Origin of the sequence: Sphingobium sp. SA916, from assembly GCF_002894065.1 — a bacterium.
GTDB classification, from domain to species: Bacteria; Pseudomonadota; Alphaproteobacteria; order Sphingomonadales; family Sphingomonadaceae; genus Sphingobium; species Sphingobium fuliginis.
This window is the reverse complement of record NZ_LXYF01000096.1, coordinates 1-17,702: the sequence shown is the minus strand read 5'-3', so window position 1 is coordinate 17,702 and position 17,702 is coordinate 1. Positions and strand designations below refer to the sequence as shown.

Below are 17,702 nucleotides of genomic sequence, written 5' to 3'. Positions count from 1 at the left end.
TCAGATGCTGAACCGCTTCGGCAAGGACTGCCGCATGCCCTCGTCGCTATAGAGCCACATCCGCCCCAGACTTCCCGCCCGGTCGTGAAGGACCAGCGATCCGAACAGGGAGAACAGCATCAGGAAGGGCGTGACCCATAGAAAGGCATGATCCCCCAGCGGCAGGACGGACAGCGGCATGGACAGCGCGGCGATGACCAGCCCATGGCCGAGATAGATGCTGAGCGTTCGCCGCCCGAAGAAGATCAGCGGCACCTTCAGCCACGAAATCCGGCTGAGCAACAGGGCGACGCCGACTGCCGCCATCAGGCCCGCCATGGACAGGCCGATCTGCGCGCCGGGATGGCGCGTCAGCACCAAAAGGGCCGCAAAGCCTGCCGTTCCGCCCACGATCAGCGTCGCGGCATGGCGCGGCGCCCGCTCCGCCAGCGCCCGGCCATACCATGCCCCGCCGATGAAGAAGGGCGCATAGAGCAGGCCGTTGCGCCACGGATAATGGGGCAGTTCCGCCACCGGCCCGGCCGACAGGACGCAAAGCAGGAAGATCGCCGACAGATGGACGGGACTTCGGAAGCGGGCAATCGCCTTGGCAAGGACCAGATAGATCGCCATCAGCCACAGGAACCATTGTCCGCTGGGCGGGATGATCCACATATAGATGAGCTGCCATTTGGAAAGGCCCAGCGGCTTCAGCCCGTCGGTCGGGTCGAAATAGCGGAAGAACAGCCAGTAGATCACGGTCCACAGGCTGTAGAGCCAGACGAGATTGGCCACCCGGCCGGTCAGCAGCCGGCCCCAGGACCGGCTGAGCGCCCCGGCGGCGAACAGCCCCGCTATGGCGAAGAACAGCGGCATGCGGACCGGCTTCGCCAGCGCATCGAGCGTGGAAAAGACCGCCCAGCCATGGCCGATGGAAGCACCCGTCAGCGCGGCATGATGGAAGACGACCAGCAGGATCGACAGGCCCTTGGCCACGTCCAGCCAGTCTATGCGTCCCTCATCCTCCTTCACCGACCCGTGCGCGACCCTGTTTTCCTTGCGCATCTGGCTTTATCCTTATCGTCTCACCTTCGAACCTCCGCCCGGCTGAGATCGGGCAATAGGATGACCTTGGGCTGCCGGTCGAACAGCCTTGCAAGCAGGCGGCGCAAACAATGGTTGGCCGGCCCTTCGACGAAGCGATGGGACAGCGCCGCGATGCCGACCGCCAGCAGCAGCGATGCCACGGCGCGCGGCGCCGGCGGCATCGGCAGATATCCCGCCAGATAGAAAGCGGGCATGTGCAGCAGATAGAGCGAGAAGCTCCACGCCCCCAGCCGCCGCATCGCGCCGTTGCCCCACAGCCAGTCGTTCAGCCGATGGTCGATGGTCGCGCTGTGGATGACGCAGGCGCAGAGCAGGACCTTCGCCAGATCGCCATAATAGCCGATATGCTTGGGGTCGCCGCGCGTCGACGGGAAGAGGAAGGGTTCGGCCCACGCCGGCGACAGCAGGATGGCGGCCAGGAAGGCCAGGGCGCTTCCCAGCACGAGCATGGCGAGGGGCGGGCGCGGCGGCGCCGCCTTCATCAGCAACGCCGTGCCGATCCCGGCGATGAAGATGTGCAGCTTTGCGAAGACGGAGAAGCCGGGCGTCCAACTGCTGATCGCATAGCTCAGGCAGATCGCGGTCGTCAGCGCCAGGAAGGCGACCGGCCTGTTCGGGCGGCTGCTGTGGAACGCCATCCAGACCAGCGGAAAGAGGAAATAGAACTGGAATTCCGGGCCGATGGACCAGAAGATCGGCTGCGCGCTGGTGAAGCTGAGCAACCGCAGGAGCTGCTGGCCGTCTATGCGATAGATGAAGGCCGGATCGGCATAGCTGAAGAGGAAGAAGGACAGCAGCGATACCGCCAGATAAAGCGGCAGGATTCGCCCCGCCCGCGCCGCGCCATAGCGCAGCAGCGCCGCGACGTCGGGCTTCTGCCCCAGATAGAGATGGCCCATCAGGAAACCGCTCAGCACGAAGAACAGCATCACGCCATAATCGCCCAGGCGGTGATTGACCCAGGGCGGCAGCCCGACATCGGGAAAATGCGACAGCATCACGATCAGCGCGGCAAAGCCGCGCAACCCGTCCAGCGCTGGAATATGCCGCCCGCTCATGCCGGGGGCGTGCTGTCCGCTGCCCTCCGCCCGCGTGCGAAGCAGAAGCCGTAGAGCGCCCACATCAACGCCGCCGTCTTGATCGAAAGCAGCGAATTGCTGATCGGCAGGCACAGGATGAGGAACAGCATGGTGCCATGTTTCGCCATGCGGTCGCCCGGCGCCCTTCCGAACCCGGTGAGCGACAGCGCCAGCCAGAGGCCGAGCGCGATGAGCACGGATTGGGACTGGATGAAATCGGCCCATCCCGCATCGTCCAGCCGCGCGAATTCGGGGCTGACCCCCAGCAATGCGGCGGCATCCATCGTCCCCAGCGCATGCAGGCCGATGCCCAGCCGCCCGGCGAAATTGTCGCCATTGGGCATCAGCAGGCCGAACGCGTCCCCCAGCCAAAGCAGGCCCAGCATGACAGGCAGGTAGATCGCGCTCCAGCGGTCGGGCAGATAGCGGCAGAGCGGCAGATAGAGGCAGAAGAGCAGGATGACCGTCATTGCGAGCCGCCCGTCGCAGATCACCAGCAGCGCGAAGGTGGACGCCACCATGAAGGCCCGGCCCCAGCGCGACAGTTCGCGCCAGCAGGCCGCCGTGAAGATGGTGACGACGACCGCCCAGTTGCCGAGCGACACCGGCTCCAGGAACAGCGACGACCCGCGATGGAAACCGAAGCCGTTGAGCAACAGCCGCCCGCCCGGCCGTTCCGAACTCAGGAACAGCGATCCGCCCGCCCAGAAGGCGTCGGCGTCATATCCGCGCGTGTTCACATAATAATCGACCACGTTGAAGAAGGCGCCATATTGGTCCGGCCGCGCCAGTTCCCACACCCCCACCAGCAGGATGCACGCCTGCATGACGAGGACCGACCGGCGGAACAGGTCGGCGCGCAACGCCGTGCCCAGCAGGATGAAGGCCGGGATCAGCAGCACGTCGCCCAATATCTTCGGATTGAACTGCGCCCGGATCGCGCTGGTCAGCAGCACGGCCATCACCAGCAGCGCGGCCAGCGTCCACCATCGCGCCGCCAGCGCGACCGGCTGGAACAGGCCCAGCAGCAATGCAGAGATGACGATGCCGCCCTGCATCACGGACACGATCGACCCGTTCATCGGCGCGACATGGCTGTTCACCCAGGCGAGGAACGGGTTGAACAGGACCGTCGCCGCCAGCAGCGCCATGGCCGCCACCGGCACGACCGCGCGCAGCATGTCCCCGGCGCCTTGCATCCGGACGTCTCTTTGCAGGACAAGCTCAGCCAAGGGCGACCTCCACCAGCCGGTCGGCCACATCGCCCCAATCCTGCGTCGGCGCTGGCCGCCGGCGCGTCTGGGCGGCCCTGGCGAAGGCCTGCACCATCCCATCGGCGTCGCCCGGCCGATAGCCGAAACGCAGCCCATGTTCGCCCACCGCGAAATCCGGGCAGACGGCAGGCAGGCCGATGGCGCCATATTGCATCAGCTTCAGGCTGGAATCCGCCAGATAGGCCGATGCTTCCGCCGGCAGATAGGCCGCGATCCCGACATCGGCATGCTGGATATAGGGCAGCGTCCGTTCGAAGGGCATCTCATCGTGCAGCACCACATTGGACGGGAAGGCGTGCCTGGGCGTTCCGATCATGTGGAAGGTGAAATGGGGAACCGCCTGCGCCAGCGTGCGGATCGCGCCCTCGTCGAACAGCATCGATCCGACCGCCACCGCATTATGCGGCCGGTCATAGGGGCTGACGGTCGGCCGGCGCAGGTTTCGCAGGTCGACGCCGTGGGGAATGAAGATGCGCGGACAGTTGAAGCTTTCGAAATGCGGCAGCATGCTGCGGGCGACGACCACGACCATGTCGATGTCGCGCGCCTGCCTTTGCAGCGTCGTTTCGATGCATGGCGGCACGCCGGCGGTCGCCAGCAGGTCGGTCGCGCGATAGACGATCCGCGCATGCGGGGCGATGGCCCGCACCCGCCGGATCAGCGCGGGGGCGATGCCGGATTCGATGAGGATGAGGTCCGCCGTCGCCGCCGCCTCGTCCAGGGCGGGGCAGGCCATGCCCGCCCAGCGGTGGAACAGCCAGCCGGTCAGCGCATCGGGCACCGGCATCTTGACCGGATGCCAGCGGGTCCGCCACAGATAGGCGCGCAGGCCGTCCACCGTTTCCCAGCGGTTGGCGCGCGGGTCCAGCCCCGCCCGGCTGTCGCCGCGCAGCCGCGACAGCCAGCTGTAGCCGATGGACAGGAAGGCGACGTCATGACCCCGTTCGGCCAGTTTCTGGGCGATGAAATGCACGCTGGCGCGGCGCGCCGTGCGATAATCGTGGCGCGACAGGATGAGGATGCGGGCGTTGGTGACGCCATGGGGTGCGAGGGCGGCCGAAATGGGGATGTTCAATGGCGTCTCTCCCTGCGGCCGATGATTTCGTCGTAATAATCTTCCAGTTCCGCCATGTTGGACCGGATGTGGAAACTGTTGTTGACCCATTCCCGTCCTGCCCGGCCGAAGCTTTCGCACAGGTCCGCCGACAGCAGCAGCCGTTCCAGATGCGCGGCATAGCTGCCGGTGTCGCGCCGCTCCGCCAGCAGGCCGCTCTGCCCCGGCCGGATGGCTTCGCGCATCGGCCCGTCGTCGAAGGCGACGACCGCCATGCCCAGGGCCTGCGCCTCCATCAGCACGATGGGCAGCCCTTCGCTGTCGCCATTCGCGGCGCGGATGCTGGGCATGGCGAAGATCCTGTGCCGGGCCATGGCGGCGAACACCGCCTCTCGCGGCTGCGGGCCGGCAAATACCGGCTGGATGCCCAGTTTTCGTGCCTGATCCATCAGCGCCGGCTTCATCGGGCCGTCCCCGATGATGGTCAGCGGCTCCTCGCGCAGGCGGGGCGGCAGCTTCGCCCAGGCGTCGAGCAGGAAGTTGACGCCCTTCTTCTCGACCAGCCTGCCCACGAACAGCGCGCCCCGGCGCAGCGAGGGGGAATCCACCTGCGGCAATGCGGCGGGGTCGATGCCCAGGCGGATGACCCGCAGCTTGCCTTCGGGATAGCCGGCCTCCAGCAGGCACTGCCTGATCCAGTTCGACACGCAGATGATGCCGTCGACATAGCGCATCAGGACGGGCTTCAGCATCAGGTACCAGAGCCCCTCTGTCCGCCGCGCATGTTCGCGGGCGGTGACGGTCGCGTCATAGCCATGGGCCGTCACCACCAGCGGCATGCGCCGCCGCAGGGCGAGCGGCAGGATGCCCGCGCCGTCCTGAAGGAAATGCGCGTGGATCAGGCCGGCGGAGCGTGAGGACAGTTGTCCGTCCAGATGGTCGTAATGTCCGGTCAGCCGACTGCTGATCCTTTTCCACTTTCCGGCGCCGGGTTCATGAAGCAGATGCAGTTGCTGTCCGTCCCGATAATGGCCGCCGACAATGTCGTCGGCCATGACGAAGGGGCGGTATCGGCGCAGCGATCGGATATGGTCCGCAATGAAGGTCTCCGACAAGGGAAGGAAACCGCGTCTGTAAATGGCGACCATCGGCATGTTGTCTGTCCGCACTGGGAAGATCGGGTTCGGACCCTTGGGACATATCCTAGGGGTATTCCCTCAATTCGCTGCTGCTTGTGCGGCTGTTATATCCAAAGCCCACCCCTGTTTCGAGTAAGGCATAACACCTATGCAGTGGAACCTAACCCCTTGTGTCTCGGTGATAATTGCCGCCTATAATGCGCAGGATACGCTGGTTCGCGCGGTCAATTCAGCGCTGGCGCAGCAGGTGCCGGTCGAAGTGCTGATCATCGACGATGCGTCGAGCGACGACACGCTGCGGGTGGCGCGGGGCCTGACGCGCGTACACGACAATGTCCGCCTGATCGTCAGCGCGGAAAATGGCGGACCTTCGGTCGCGCGCAACAGGGGGCTGGCCGCGGCGCAGGGCGAGTGGATCGCGATACTCGACGCCGACGATGCGTTCCTGCCGGGGCGGCTGCAACGCATGACCGGGGTGGCGAGGCGGCATGAGGCCGATCTGGTGGCCGACAATCTGCTGTGCTTCGACTGGCAGGCACAGGCCGTGGCGGGCCGGGCGCTCAGGCTGGCGGACGATCATGTGCAGCAGGTCGGCGCGGCGGATTTCGTCGGCCAGTGCATGACCGGCCGTTCCCCCTTCGATTATGGCCAGCTAAAGCCGATCTTCCGCCGCCGTTTCCTCCATGCGCGCGGACTGCACTATCCGCCTCACCTCCGCCACGGCGAGGATTTCGCCTTCGTTCTGGACTGGCTGCTGGCCGGCGCGCGCTTCATGCTGATGGGGGAGGGGCTTTACCTCTTCACCCAGCGCATCGGTTCGATCTCCTCGGACAGTTCGGGCCAGTCGCGCACCATCCTCAACCTCCAGGCCATGCGGGACCATACGCTGGGCCTGCTCGCCCGCCCGCGCATCCGGGCGGACAGGGCATTGGCGGGGCTGTTGTCGAAACGGGCGGACGCGATCCGCGACCAGGCGATCTGGAACCGCGCCTATCCGCACCTGCGCGCCCGCCGGCCGGGGGCGCTGCTGATGGAAATGCTGCGCGACCGGCGCAGTTGGCCGATGCTGGCCCGTCACCTGGTCCGGCGGCACAGGGCGCGGATGCTTGCGCGTTAAGGCGCCCCGCAGGCAATATTCAGCCTTCACGGCCCCCCGCAATGCCATCCAGCGCACGGCTCAACTGTTCGACCCTCTGCGTGAAAATCGCATCGCCGCTCAGGAAAGCGGGCGCGCCGACCAGCCGATGCAAAACCGTCGCCATGCGCTCCGTCCGCCGCCTGTCCCACCGCGCCATCGCGCCCCGTGCGGCACGCTGCGCCGGCAGGCGCCCCGGCAGCGCGCGCAGGTGATGCTTCACCTTGGGGCGCACCGATTGCCATAGCGCATTGCCCTCCCGCCGCATCATCCGCCGATAATGCGCCATGGCGCTATCCCTGTCCGGCCGCGGCAGGCGGAAATCCTGTCCGATGCAGCGCTGCACCTGCCCTTCATAATAGGCCCGCAGGCTGATCGAGGGCAGCGCCACCGGCTCATAGGGCAGGTCCAGCGACAGGGTCCAGTCCAGCCATTTGAAGCTGTTGATCCGCCGGGACGACGCAACGGGCACCCAGGGCACCCGCATCGTATCCGCGATGATCGCGGCATGCATGGAATCCGCGATCACCAGCCGCGCCGATCGGATGCGCTCTATCACCCGATGCGCGCATTGCCGGGGATCGACCAGTTCCACGCCCGCCAGCCCGCACGCCCTTTCCCAGGGGCCTTCGTCCATCGCCTCATAATGGGGAATGAAGATCGTCCCGCGCCGTTCTTCCTCGGCCAGTGGCTTCAGCCGCGGCAGGGTCGACAGCAGCAGCGCACCGTCCGCGACCGCCCGTTCCGGCCGCCCGACCACCTGCGCCGTCAGCGGCCCGCGCAGCGCCGTCACCTTCCACCGCCCGCTGTCGAAATCGGCGGGCACGGGACGATAGCCGATGCCGCTGGAAAACACCCTGATCCGTTTCGCCTGCGGCATGTCGTTGCCGATGATCGTGCCGATGCCGCAGAACAGCTCGCCATCATCCTCGTCCGACCAGCGGCCCGGCGCGAGTTCTTCCCAGAGCCAGCCGTTCAGGTCGTCGCCGAAATTCCCCTGCGGCGCCCGGTAATAATAAAGCTTCACGCAGGCATCTCCCGCAGGGCCGCCGGGCGCAGCTTGCGGCGCAGGATTTCCGTCCAACAGCCGGGCAGGTCACGCCAGAGGTGCCGGTAGGCCCTTGCGATCATCGCCCGCTGGAGCCGGTCCATCAAGCCCAGATAAAGCCGCGGATGCATCAGGATCGCCGCCAGTTCCATCTGGAAGCTGCGTCGCCGCTGCTGCGTCAGCATCAGGCTTTGCGCATCGATGCCGTCGATCGCCCCCATCAGCTCGTTCGCCCGGATCATGGAAAGGATGCGCCGCAGGTTGCGCCCGCCCAGCCGCTCATGCGCGTCGCGATACAGGTTGATGCCTTCGCCGCGCAGGCTGTTGGCGGAAAGCGAGAAGCAGATGCCCCGCGCCCGATGCGCGATCCGCGCCCACATCAGCCAGTCTTCCCCGGCATAGCGCAGGCTCTCCTCGAACCGGAGCGATCCGACCGCCGACCTGCGCAGGATCACGGACGATGTCTGGCACAGATAGTCGCGCACCATCGACGATCCGCCGCTCGTCCCGACGAAGCGATAGGTGCCGCGCGTCCCGTCGAGCAATTCGACCCCCTGCTGCGCGGGCAGCGCCTTGAAAAACGCCATGGCCGCGAACATGGTCGTCGGCGGCATGGCGCTGTCGCAGAAGTAGAAATCATGCGCCGTGCCCAGGGTATCGATCCCCCAGGCCAGATGGTGCGTCGACCATTGATCGTCGGAATCCAGAAAGGCGATATAGCCGGAATCCGGCGATATGGCGTCCAGGCCGTGGTTGCGCGCCGCCGCCGGGCCAGCATTGGCCTGGCGAATGATGCGCAGCCTGATCCAATCGGGCAAGGCGAGATTATCGACATCCAGGTCGGCCGCGACCGGCGAACCGTCGTCGACGACGATCAGTTCGACTTCGGCGGGCCAGGGAAGATATTGGCAGGCGACCGACCGCACGGCTTCGCGCAGCAGCCCGCGCTTGCGCTGGAAGAACGGGATGACGACCGAAATGCGCTTTGGCATGGTCGTCCGGCGCGGGGCCATGCTGGGGTCAGGCCGCATCGGCCCCCCGCAGGGCTGTGGTCGGGGCTGGCGGGGGCGTATCCTCCCAATCCTGCCCTCGCCAGGCATCCTTCAGCGCATGGACGATGAAGCTCAGATTGCCGCGCAGATAGCGGTCCGCGAGCCGGGTCGGCTCCTGAAACAGCCGCCATGCCCATTCGAACCGCGCCCGCTGCACCCAGGCCGGGGCGCGCCGCACCCGTCCGGCGAGGAAGTCGAGCAAAGCGCCGCCGCACAGCACGGGCCGTCCGAACTCCGGCGCCCAGCGCGCCGCCCAGATCTCCTGCCGGGGATTGCCCATGCAGGCGAGCACCAGATCGGCCTTGCTCGCCCCTATGCGGTCGCTCAGGCCCGCTTCCTCCTGCGGGTCGAAGAAACCATGCTGCATTCCCACGATCGAGAGCCGCGGGCACAGGCGGCGCAGCGTCACCGCCGCGCGCTCCGCCACGCCCGGCGCCGCGCCGACCAGGAACAGCCGGAGCCCTTCGGGATGGTCCTTCAGCAGCGCGGGGATGAAGTCCGTGCCGTTGAGGTTGACGGGAAAGGAGCGGCCATAGCGCAACCGGCTCGCCAGATCGACGCCGATGCCGTCGTTCAGCACCAGCGCATTGCTCAGCGCCCCGGCCAGCCGGTCGTCCTTCCGCGCCAGATTGGCCATATGGGCATTGCAGAAGGCGATGACCTTCGGCCTTTGCGCGCGGACATGGGACCGGATTTCCGCCAGCGCCTCCGTCTGGGAAAGAACGGCGACCTTCACCGGACCGATGGCCCGCTGGCGATGGCCCAATATCTGGTCGTAGATATGCACGATGCGCGCCGAGACCTCCGGCCAGCTATAGCCGCGCAGCGGTTCGGCCGCGTCCTTCAGGGCTCCCCTGACCCTGGCGGTGCGGAAATCCTTGAGCAGCCGCGCGGCGGACAGGGGATCGTCGAAATGCAGGAGCGTGCCGACGCCCAGCTTCTCGCAGGACCGGCGATGCGCCGGAATGTCGCTGGCGGCGGGATAGAGGCCGGCGGAAACCGCCTCGATCAACGATATGCCGAACCCTTCATAGGCGCTGGCGGACGCGAAGATGCTGCTGCGCCCGATCAGCGCGCGAAGCGCCTCGTCGCTCGGGCTGTCGTGGAATTCCACCTTTTGGGATACGCCCTGTTCGACGGCGATCCGGCGCAGGTCGGACAGGGCGACGCCCATGGGCTTGCCCGCGACGATCAGCGACCAGGCCGGGTCCAGCGCATTCAACGCGGCGAACCAGCGGATCAGCCGGTCGATCCGCTTGTTGGGGGCGATGCGGCCGAAATAGAGGATCGCCCGCGCATCCGGGTCGGCGGCGGCTGCGAACTTGTCGATGTCGACGCCATTTTCCACCAGCGTCAGCCTCTGGCGGCAAATGCGCGCGAAACTGTCCTGATCCGCCTCGCTACAGGCGATCGTCGCGTGGAAGCGGCTCAGCGACAGGCGGGATATGCTGTGGAAATAGACCTGCTTCAGCCGCTGCGCATAATCTGTGTGGAAGAAGCCGCCATGGGTGCTGAGCACCATCGGCTTCTGGTGCAGAAAGCGCGTGAGGGCCAGGAAATCGACGAAGAAATCCATGGCATGGACGTGGATCAGGTCGCAATCGCGCACATGGCGCAGCACCGCCGGCGCAATGGGATAGCGCCGTCCGCCGCGGAAGGGCAGGCGGACGACCTCCACCCCGCCGATCGTTTCCCGCGCGGGCAGTTCCGCGCCATCGCCGTCGAAGATGCGGTTCAGCGTGACCATGCGCACGTCATGGCCCGCCCGCGCCTGCTCCTCGCAGAGGTTGCGGGTGAAATTCTCCAGCCCCCCGATGCCCGGATGATATTGGCGGGAGATATGGACGATCTTCATGCCTGTTCCACGCTTCATGCCGTCACACGATCATGACCGTGCCGATCAACGGCATGCCCAGCATCGACAGCTTGTTGATCGTGGACTTGAGGTCCGCCGTGGTGGTGGCGTCGCGGCTGACGGCCAGTATCGCCACCTCCGCGCCGGCCGCTGCCAGGGCGAGGTCCTCGACATGGCTGGCGTCGACCAGGCACAGGTCGAAATCGGCCATCATATCGGCCAGGTCCCGGCTGTCGGATGCGGCCGCCAGCAGGGACAGTCTGGGGATCGAGGCAGGCCGGACGAAGGCGTGGAGGTCATCCTCCGGATCGGTGGGCGTGACCGGCGTCTGGCCGAGCAGCCGGTGCTGGACGAAGTCCGACTGCTTCATGTCGACGAGCAGCGTCCGCAAGCCGCTCAGCGCCGCCGACACCGCGACATTGGCGGTCAGGATCGCCGCCTCGTCGACCGCGCCGACCGTGAGGACCGCGATGGAGGAGGGCGCCCGCCCGTCCGCCAGACGGAGCGCAGCCAGCGTCGACTGTATGTCGCGCGCCTGCACCGCCAGCCGGTCTTCCGGGTCGCTGATCGCCACGACCAGCGGATCGACCTGGATCGGCCCCACGGCATTCATCTCGGGCTTTTCGCCCGGACCGGCGGCGATGAAGATCGCGCCGGGCTGCTCGCTTCTCTCTGTGGATCGGAGTCTCATGACCATTTGGCTCCTTCAAGGCGGAGTTGCTGTCCGATGTGACGGAGGTCGGCCTGTCCCAGCACGGGCACGCCGGTCAGATATGTCATCGCATCGCGGCTGCGGACGCGGGGTTGTAGCCATTCCAGCAGGACCGCCGTGCCGATGGCGAGCATCAGGCCCAATATCGTCATCATCAGCAGCCGCACGGGAATGTTCGGCGCGTTCGGCAGCAAGGGCGCCTCGGCGGCGTTCAGATGCAGCACGTTCAGCGAAGGGATGCTGCTCTTCGCGCGCAGTTCGGCCATTTGCTGCGTCTCGGTCTCATATTGCTTCTTGGCCGATTCCACATTGCTTTCCAGCACGTTGAGCTTGCCCCGGTCGCCCGCCAGCGACAGCATGCGGGCGCGGTGCTGGTTCAGCAGCGACTGCATGGCGCCCCGGTTGGCCGCGGCGGCGGAACTGGCCGCGGACAGGCTGCCCGAAGTCTTGGCCGTTTCCTGCGCCAGTGCCGCCCGCAACTGGGCGAGCTGGGAATTGGCCGCCCGCATCAACTCATGGCTGGGGCCCAGTTCCGCCGACATCTGGCGGATTTCGGCCGACTTGGTCGCGATCTGCGCGCGCAATCCCTGGACCACCCCGCTCGACTGCACTTCGGGCATGCTCGCCCCTGCGGCGGCGCGGGCGCCCGCATCGGCGGCGGACGCTTCGGCGGTGGACAATTTGGACGACAATTCGCTCAGCCGCGTGCTTTCCGCATCGATCGCCCCGGTGGAGACGATGCCGTGCTCGCGCTGGAACTTCGCCAGTTCGCTCTGCGCGCTTTCCATCCGCGCCTCGGATTCGCTGAGGCGGGTCTTGAACCAGTCGGCGTAGCGCTTGGCGAAATCATTGCTCATCGACAGGCGGGTCTTGTTGAACGCATCGGCAAAGGCATTCGCCATCTCCGCCGATCTGGCCGCATCGGTGCTGCGATAGGCGATGTCGATGGTGCTGCCCGCCGGGCTGGGCGTGACCTCCAGCCCGCTCTGGACCCGCCGGTTCAGCCAGCCCTGGAATGTCTGGGTTCCGTTGGTCTGGTCGAACCACTGCCTGCGCAGTTCGGGTTCCTTGTCGAGGCCCAGCGCGCGCGTGACATGGCCGGTGATCGCCTCCCCGCGCAATATCTGCGCCTCGGTCGCCAGCATGGCGGCGGGTTCGCCGGCCGCGCGCGTCTCGCCCGGCAGCGGGTCGGGCGCGCGCGTGTCGAACAGCAGCGTGGCCGACGCCACATATTCGCGCGGCGTCATCAATATCCAGATCGCGGTCAGCAGCATGACGCTGCAGAATATCCCCGCCACCAGCCGCCAGCGCTGCAATATCGCGCGGAATATGTCCAATATCAGCATAGTCACTATCCTATTCGATGGCGATCCGGCCTATTCGGCGGCGATCGGGCGATGAAGATCGTTCATGCTGATGATGTTCTCATCGATCTTCTCGCTGTTCTGCGCGGCGAACAGCATGGCCAGCATGAATTGCGGCGCCAGACTGTCCTGGAAGGCGATGCGATCCTCTGCCGCATCGATGATCAGCGCGTCCCGCAACTGGGACAGGATGCGCTCGCCCCGTTCATCCGCCAGCGCGTGCCGGGTGATGAAGCCGTGGGCGGCGGCGGTGCGGGCGATGGTTTCGATCATGCTCCAGTGCGGGCTGTTCGTCGCGATCACCTTGCGGAACAGCGCGGCGTCCTCCGCATTGGTGAGCGCCCAGTCATTGACGGCCCGCGCCACCCCGGCCAGCGTCGCGGGCAGGTCGACCTTCCGTTCCTTCCGCTTGATCACCTCGAAACAGGCGAGGGCGCAGAACAGCCGGACATGATAGGGCGATCCGCAGGCGAGATGGGCGATGGTCTCCCGGCTGGCATCGGTGAAGCCCATGCCGATCGACCCCGCGCCCTTGGCGATGATGTCGAACACCGCCTGGGATTCGATCCGCGAAATCGGGATCACCGACATGTGCCGCCGCAGGGACGCATGGCCCGCGATCAGGGCATCGACCCCCGCCGCGATGCCCACCGCGACGATATGAACCGGCATGGCCGCGTCGGACAGCATCTTCATCAGCCTTGCGACGTCATGTTGCACGGCGCCGTCGGTGATGCGGTCGAATTCGTCCAGGATCAGGATGAAGCGGCGACGGGCGCGAGGCGCGATCTGCTCGACCACGTCCCGCGGATTGACCGGACGGTCCACGGGCCAGTCGACCGGCGCCCCGGCCAGGGCATCGACATAGGGCCTGATGAGCGCCCCGAAATCCTGATCGGGTTCGCACGCCGAATAGAGCACGACGAAGCCCCGGTCGTCGGCCATATTGGCGAAGACCCGCGCCAGCGACGTCTTGCCGGACCCCCGCGCGCCGTAGATCAGGGCGTGATTTCCCCGATCCAGAACGCCCTCGACCAGCAGTTCCAACTGTTCCTGCCGGCCGTGAAGATGGCTGGAACTGGTGACGGGCTGGGTCGAGTTGAACCCCTTGCGGATGGCCGACCGCAACATGTCGGCCGTCGGGGGCGCCGGCGTGGCGGGCTCGGCAGCGGCGGCGGCGGCGCGGATGGCCGCCATGCGGCGCGCCAGCTCCTTGCTCTGGGGCTTGGGCTGGGGCTTTGGCCTCAGCCACCGCGCTATCCAGGAAAACAGGGACATTTCGGGTTCCTTCCCAGCCTGATCAGAAGATGCGTTCCTGGACGGTGAAGACGTCGCCCGGCTTCACCAGCATGTCCAGGTCGGCGCGCTTGATCCTCTGGTTGCCGCGGTTGAGGCTGATCTTCTTTTCGGACCCGCCCAATGTCGGCCCGCCCGCCTGCGCCAGCATCTGGCGCAGCGTCATGCCGCTTTCATAGGTGATCTTGCCCGGCTTGTTGACCTGGCCGTAGATGAAGACGTCCTCCGCCTTGGGCACGAACAGCGAATCCCCGGGGCGCAGCATCTGCCCGGTTCCCGTCGCGCTGTTCAGGTCTTCCAGCGGGATGCGGCGGTCTTCCTCGCCCTGGCGCTGCAATATGGCGTAATCCGCGGCATCGGTCCGCGCGCCGCCGGTGCGGGCCAGCATCATCGCGATCGTCTGCGGCCGGTCCAGCGGATAGACGCCGGGATTCTGGAGATTGCCGAAGACAGTCACCGCCCGGCTGACATAGCTCACCACCTCCACATTGACGATCGGATTGACGAAATATCCGCCCGCCTTCAACTGATCGCGCACCTTGGTCGCCAGTGCATTGGCGGTCACGCCCTGCGCCACGACTTCCCCGACGCTGGGCAGGGTGACGCTGCCGTCCTCCTTGATCCGGGTTTTGACGTCGAACGGATAGGCGCCGAAGACGGAAACCCTTATCTCGTCATTGGCCCCCAATATGTAGCTGGACGCCAGCGCCGCGCCCGGCGCGGCATCGGCCGCCACCGCCGGAACGGCAGCGGAAAGGGACGCAAGGATCAGGACGGAAAGGGCAGGGAAGATCGGTTTCATGGCCAGTACCTCATAGATCCAGTCCGACGAACAGCAGTCCCGACGTGCTTTTGTACCGGAACTGGTCGACGGCCGTTGTTCGCCACTCATGGCGTATCTCCGCCCCGGCATTGAGGCGGCTGCGCAACTGGTAACGATAGCCGGCAAAGACCGCGCGGGTGCGGTCCGACCGGCGCAGCAGCGGTGTGTCGAGCTGCAATTCGCCCTTGAACGATCGGCGGCTGTAGCTTCCGCCGGCCGACAGGCCGGACCGCGCCCCCAGCTTCAGATTGCCGCGCAGGGTGAAGTCGGTCTGCACGATATAGGTCGCGCCCGTATTGCTCTGATTGCGGGAGCTGCGGTCGACATCCAACAGGATCGACAGCCGGTTGGAGGGGGTATAGACCGCCTGCGCCTCCACCCCCAGGCCGGAGAAGTCCGCAATGCCGGGCGCGCGCGGCTTGGTCTTGAAATAATTGGCGCCCAATTGCCAGCTCACGCGCGGCGCGACGGCCCGACGGAAGAGGATGCCCGCGCGGTAATTTTCCGCGCCGTCGCGCAGGCCGGGTATCGCCTCGTCGGCATTGGGGCGGCGGAAACGCTCATATTGGAACGTCGCGCGGATTTCGCCCAGGCTTGCCTTGGAATAGCCGATGCCCGCCATCGCCGTGGACGTGTCGATGTCGAATATCCGCCGCGAAGAGGCGCTGTTGCTGGTATTCAGATAGCCCACGGCGGCCACGGGGAAGAAGCCATAGGGCTTCTCGCAGTCGACCGCGACCCTGTAATCCTGCGTCCGCTGCGTATTGCCGACGACCACGCCCTGATCGGAAAGGTTCGATTGCGCGAAATTCAGCCGTGCCCTGGGCTGCACATGGCAGTAACCGGATACGGACAGATCGGCATCGGCCTGAAGACTGATCCTCTCCCGATCGAAAAATTCGAAACGCTGGTGGAAATCATAGCCGGCCGACCCGATCACCGTCAGCCGGTGAAGACCGAATTGCCGGCGGTAGGTCACGTCGACGCTGGGCGTGATGCGCAGGTCGTCCTGCTCTCCGGCGACCAGGTCGTCATTCTGCCGCAGGATGTTGCTGTCGTAGAGCAGGCGCACGGTCGGCCGGACCCGCAATCCGTCGGGCGGAACCTCCACCTCGGTCTGGGACAGGGCCGCCTGCGGGATCATGAGGGCCGCCGTGGCGGCTGCGCTCATGACGGAAAACTGCTTCATCATGGCTCCCTTGCAACGATATATTTGCTGAGCACCGCGGCCTGCGGACGGGGGCCGCCGGTCGGCTGAACGCTCATCGGATAGCGGGCGCCCCACCAGGCGCCGCCCGCCCAATAGGTCCATCCCATCCAGACGTCGCCATTGGCGCGCAAATGGGCGAGCAGAACCTCCAGCCCGCGCAGACAATTGTCGTCCGGCGGCGCGCCGAATTCACCCAGGAAGCCGCGATGGCCATTGGTCCGCAGCCATGTCGTCGCACCCGCCAGCCGCGCATCGATCAGGTCCGGACTGACGCAGCTTGTCGCCGTGCCGGAACTGTCGGCATCCAGATATTGGTGCATCTCGAACGCATAATTGCCGCCGGGATCGCGAAAATCGGCGAAGGCGAGCGCGTTGGAGTTCGATCCGCCCGTGGTCCAGCTATGCGCGCCGCTATATTTGGAACCCGGCACGAGGATGAGATTGGCCGCCCCCGTCCGCCGGATCGCCGCGACGCTGCCGTCCGCCAGCGACCGCCAGGCGGCGGGCGTCATGCCATAGGGCTCGTTCATCAGGCCGAAGGCGACGGCGCCATTGCCCTTGTAATGCTCCGCCAGCCGCTGCCACAGATCGGCCAGCATCGCCGACCCATTGGAAATCTGGTCCAGCCGCTGGCCGTCGTACCGGCCGTAATTATGCACGTCCAGCACGATGGTCCGGAACGGCGCCAGACTGGCGAACGACTTGTCGATCAGGGCCATCTCTGTCGTGGAAAGCGGCTTCAGCGGCTCCGGCTGCACCCGTTCCCAGAGGATCGGCACGCGGACGATCTGCATCCCCATGTCGATGAAGGGCTGGGCCGTCCTTGCGTCGGGATAGACATAATCCTTGCCGAAGACGCCGGGCTTGCGCGCGGAATTGAATTCCCCGCCTGCTATGTTGACGCCCGACAGAGGCGGTTGCCCGGCGGCAGGCTGCTCGGCGGTCAGCGGCAGGGCCAGCAGCATCAGCAGCGGCGCCATGGCGAGGCGAGTCGCCACACTCATCGGATGAAGCCCCTTTGTCGCCATGGCGATGCGCCTGCTTCCCCGCTAGGTGCTGAAGGGAAGGAGACATGATGAGCGCGAAAGGCGACCTGCTCGCAAAGGCCCCAGCCGGCGACGCCCCCGACAGGACGGCGGCGGACGCCCTGCCCTGGTTTCAGGGCGCCGACAGCGTGCCGACCCATTTCGGCATGGTGGGACTGCTCCAGGAAAAGGGGATGGTCGTGGATCTCGGCGCGCCCCAGCCGGGCGGCACGCGGCCGATCCATTACCGGCGGTCTTCCGGCGCGCTGCTGTCGATTTCCGTCCCGCTCTCCATGACGATCGCGGCGGGCGATTTCCTGCTCGTGAAGTCGCTGACCTGCCCCGACGGCGCGGTGCGGCCGGTCGCGGTGCGCCCGCCGGCCAGCCCGGACTGGATCGCCATAGCCGATCTGGAGGGCATATTGCGACACTATGGCGCGGGCGCATCCCGCTTCGTCCGATGGAGCGCCGGTGCGGGCGCGGCCTGCGGCATTGCCGCGCTGTGCGGGGTCGCGGCGCCCGTCACGGCGCTGGCGGGCATGGTCGCGGG

General features: G+C 66.4%; 16 protein-coding genes. 2 read left to right on the top strand and 14 right to left on the bottom strand.

The window, feature by feature from the left end; genetic code table 11:
* From A8G00_RS23215 to A8G00_RS23195, 5 genes are read right to left on the bottom strand one after another with little or no spacing between them, the layout of a single operon-like run.
* Positions 1-1,044, bottom strand: a complete 1,044-nt coding sequence (locus A8G00_RS23215) for an acyltransferase family protein (RefSeq protein WP_103001810.1) — start codon at positions 1,042-1,044, stop codon at positions 1-3.
* 20 nt (positions 1,045-1,064) lie between these two features.
* Positions 1,065-2,144 carry an acyltransferase gene (locus A8G00_RS23210; RefSeq protein WP_103001809.1) on the bottom strand — a complete coding sequence of 360 codons (1,080 nt, stop codon included), beginning with the start codon at positions 2,142-2,144 and terminating at the stop codon, positions 1,065-1,067.
* A complete protein-coding gene (locus A8G00_RS23205) occupies positions 2,141-3,397 on the bottom strand; it encodes a polysaccharide biosynthesis protein GumE (protein WP_253258077.1) in 1,257 nt (418 codons plus the stop codon). Before A8G00_RS23205 ends, A8G00_RS23210 begins: the two co-directional genes overlap by 4 nt.
* Positions 3,390-4,514 (bottom strand): polysaccharide biosynthesis protein GumK, encoded by a 1,125-nt coding sequence (locus tag A8G00_RS23200; RefSeq protein ID WP_103001807.1) that lies wholly within the window; start codon positions 4,512-4,514, stop codon positions 3,390-3,392. The genes A8G00_RS23205 and A8G00_RS23200 overlap by 8 nt, the downstream gene beginning before the upstream one ends.
* Positions 4,511-5,608 (bottom strand): glycosyltransferase, encoded by a 1,098-nt coding sequence (locus tag A8G00_RS23195; RefSeq protein WP_253258076.1) that lies wholly within the window; start codon positions 5,606-5,608, stop codon positions 4,511-4,513. Before A8G00_RS23195 ends, A8G00_RS23200 begins: the two co-directional genes overlap by 4 nt.
* A 202-nt stretch (positions 5,609-5,810) precedes the next feature.
* Here A8G00_RS23195 and A8G00_RS23190 point away from each other — a divergent pair, with 202 nt between their 5' ends.
* Positions 5,811-6,749, top strand: coding sequence for a glycosyltransferase family 2 protein (locus A8G00_RS23190; RefSeq protein WP_103001806.1), 939 nt, complete (start codon positions 5,811-5,813; stop codon positions 6,747-6,749).
* Positions 6,750-6,768: 19 nt separating this feature from the next.
* Here A8G00_RS23190 and A8G00_RS23185 read toward each other — a convergent pair whose 3' ends face one another.
* Genes A8G00_RS23185 through A8G00_RS23145 form a run of 9 tightly spaced genes read right to left on the bottom strand, consistent with a single transcriptional unit; the run spans position 6,769 to position 17,131 of the window.
* Entirely contained in the window at positions 6,769-7,794 is a 1,026-nt protein-coding gene (locus A8G00_RS23185) for a polysaccharide pyruvyl transferase family protein (protein WP_103001805.1), read from the bottom strand.
* Complete coding sequence (locus A8G00_RS23180; RefSeq protein WP_253258075.1) at positions 7,791-8,807, bottom strand: glycosyltransferase family A protein; 1,017 nt, start codon at positions 8,805-8,807, stop codon at positions 7,791-7,793. Before A8G00_RS23180 ends, A8G00_RS23185 begins: the two co-directional genes overlap by 4 nt.
* Positions 8,808-8,835: 28 nt before the next feature.
* Complete coding sequence (locus tag A8G00_RS23175; RefSeq protein ID WP_253258074.1) at positions 8,836-10,740, bottom strand: WecB/TagA/CpsF family glycosyltransferase; 1,905 nt, start codon at positions 10,738-10,740, stop codon at positions 8,836-8,838.
* Between the two features lie 4 nt (positions 10,741-10,744).
* The gene (locus A8G00_RS23170) at positions 10,745-11,413 is read right to left on the bottom strand and encodes a tyrosine-protein kinase family protein (RefSeq protein WP_037481691.1); all 669 of its coding nucleotides are present in this window, start codon (positions 11,411-11,413) and stop codon (positions 10,745-10,747) included.
* Positions 11,410-12,780, bottom strand: a complete 1,371-nt coding sequence (locus tag A8G00_RS23165; protein WP_025547675.1) for an exopolysaccharide biosynthesis protein — start codon at positions 12,778-12,780, stop codon at positions 11,410-11,412. The genes A8G00_RS23170 and A8G00_RS23165 overlap by 4 nt, the downstream gene beginning before the upstream one ends.
* A 30-nt stretch (positions 12,781-12,810) precedes the next feature.
* On the bottom strand, positions 12,811-14,076 hold the full coding sequence (locus A8G00_RS23160; protein ID WP_103001804.1) for an ATP-binding protein: 1,266 nt from the start codon (positions 14,074-14,076) through the stop codon (positions 12,811-12,813).
* Between the two features lie 22 nt (positions 14,077-14,098).
* Entirely contained in the window at positions 14,099-14,896 is a 798-nt protein-coding gene (locus A8G00_RS23155; protein ID WP_025547673.1) for an SLBB domain-containing protein, read from the bottom strand.
* 10 nt (positions 14,897-14,906) lie between these two features.
* Positions 14,907-16,109 (bottom strand): outer membrane beta-barrel protein, encoded by a 1,203-nt coding sequence (locus A8G00_RS23150; RefSeq protein ID WP_253258073.1) that lies wholly within the window; start codon positions 16,107-16,109, stop codon positions 14,907-14,909.
* On the bottom strand, positions 16,106-17,131 hold the full coding sequence (locus tag A8G00_RS23145) for a glycoside hydrolase family 5 protein (RefSeq protein WP_037481688.1): 1,026 nt from the start codon (positions 17,129-17,131) through the stop codon (positions 16,106-16,108). Before A8G00_RS23145 ends, A8G00_RS23150 begins: the two co-directional genes overlap by 4 nt.
* A 68-nt stretch (positions 17,132-17,199) precedes the next feature.
* Between A8G00_RS23145 and A8G00_RS23140 the strand changes: the two genes are divergently transcribed.
* A partial coding sequence (locus A8G00_RS23140) for a hypothetical protein (protein ID WP_103001864.1) occupies positions 17,200-17,702 on the top strand: 503 nt, incomplete at its 3' end.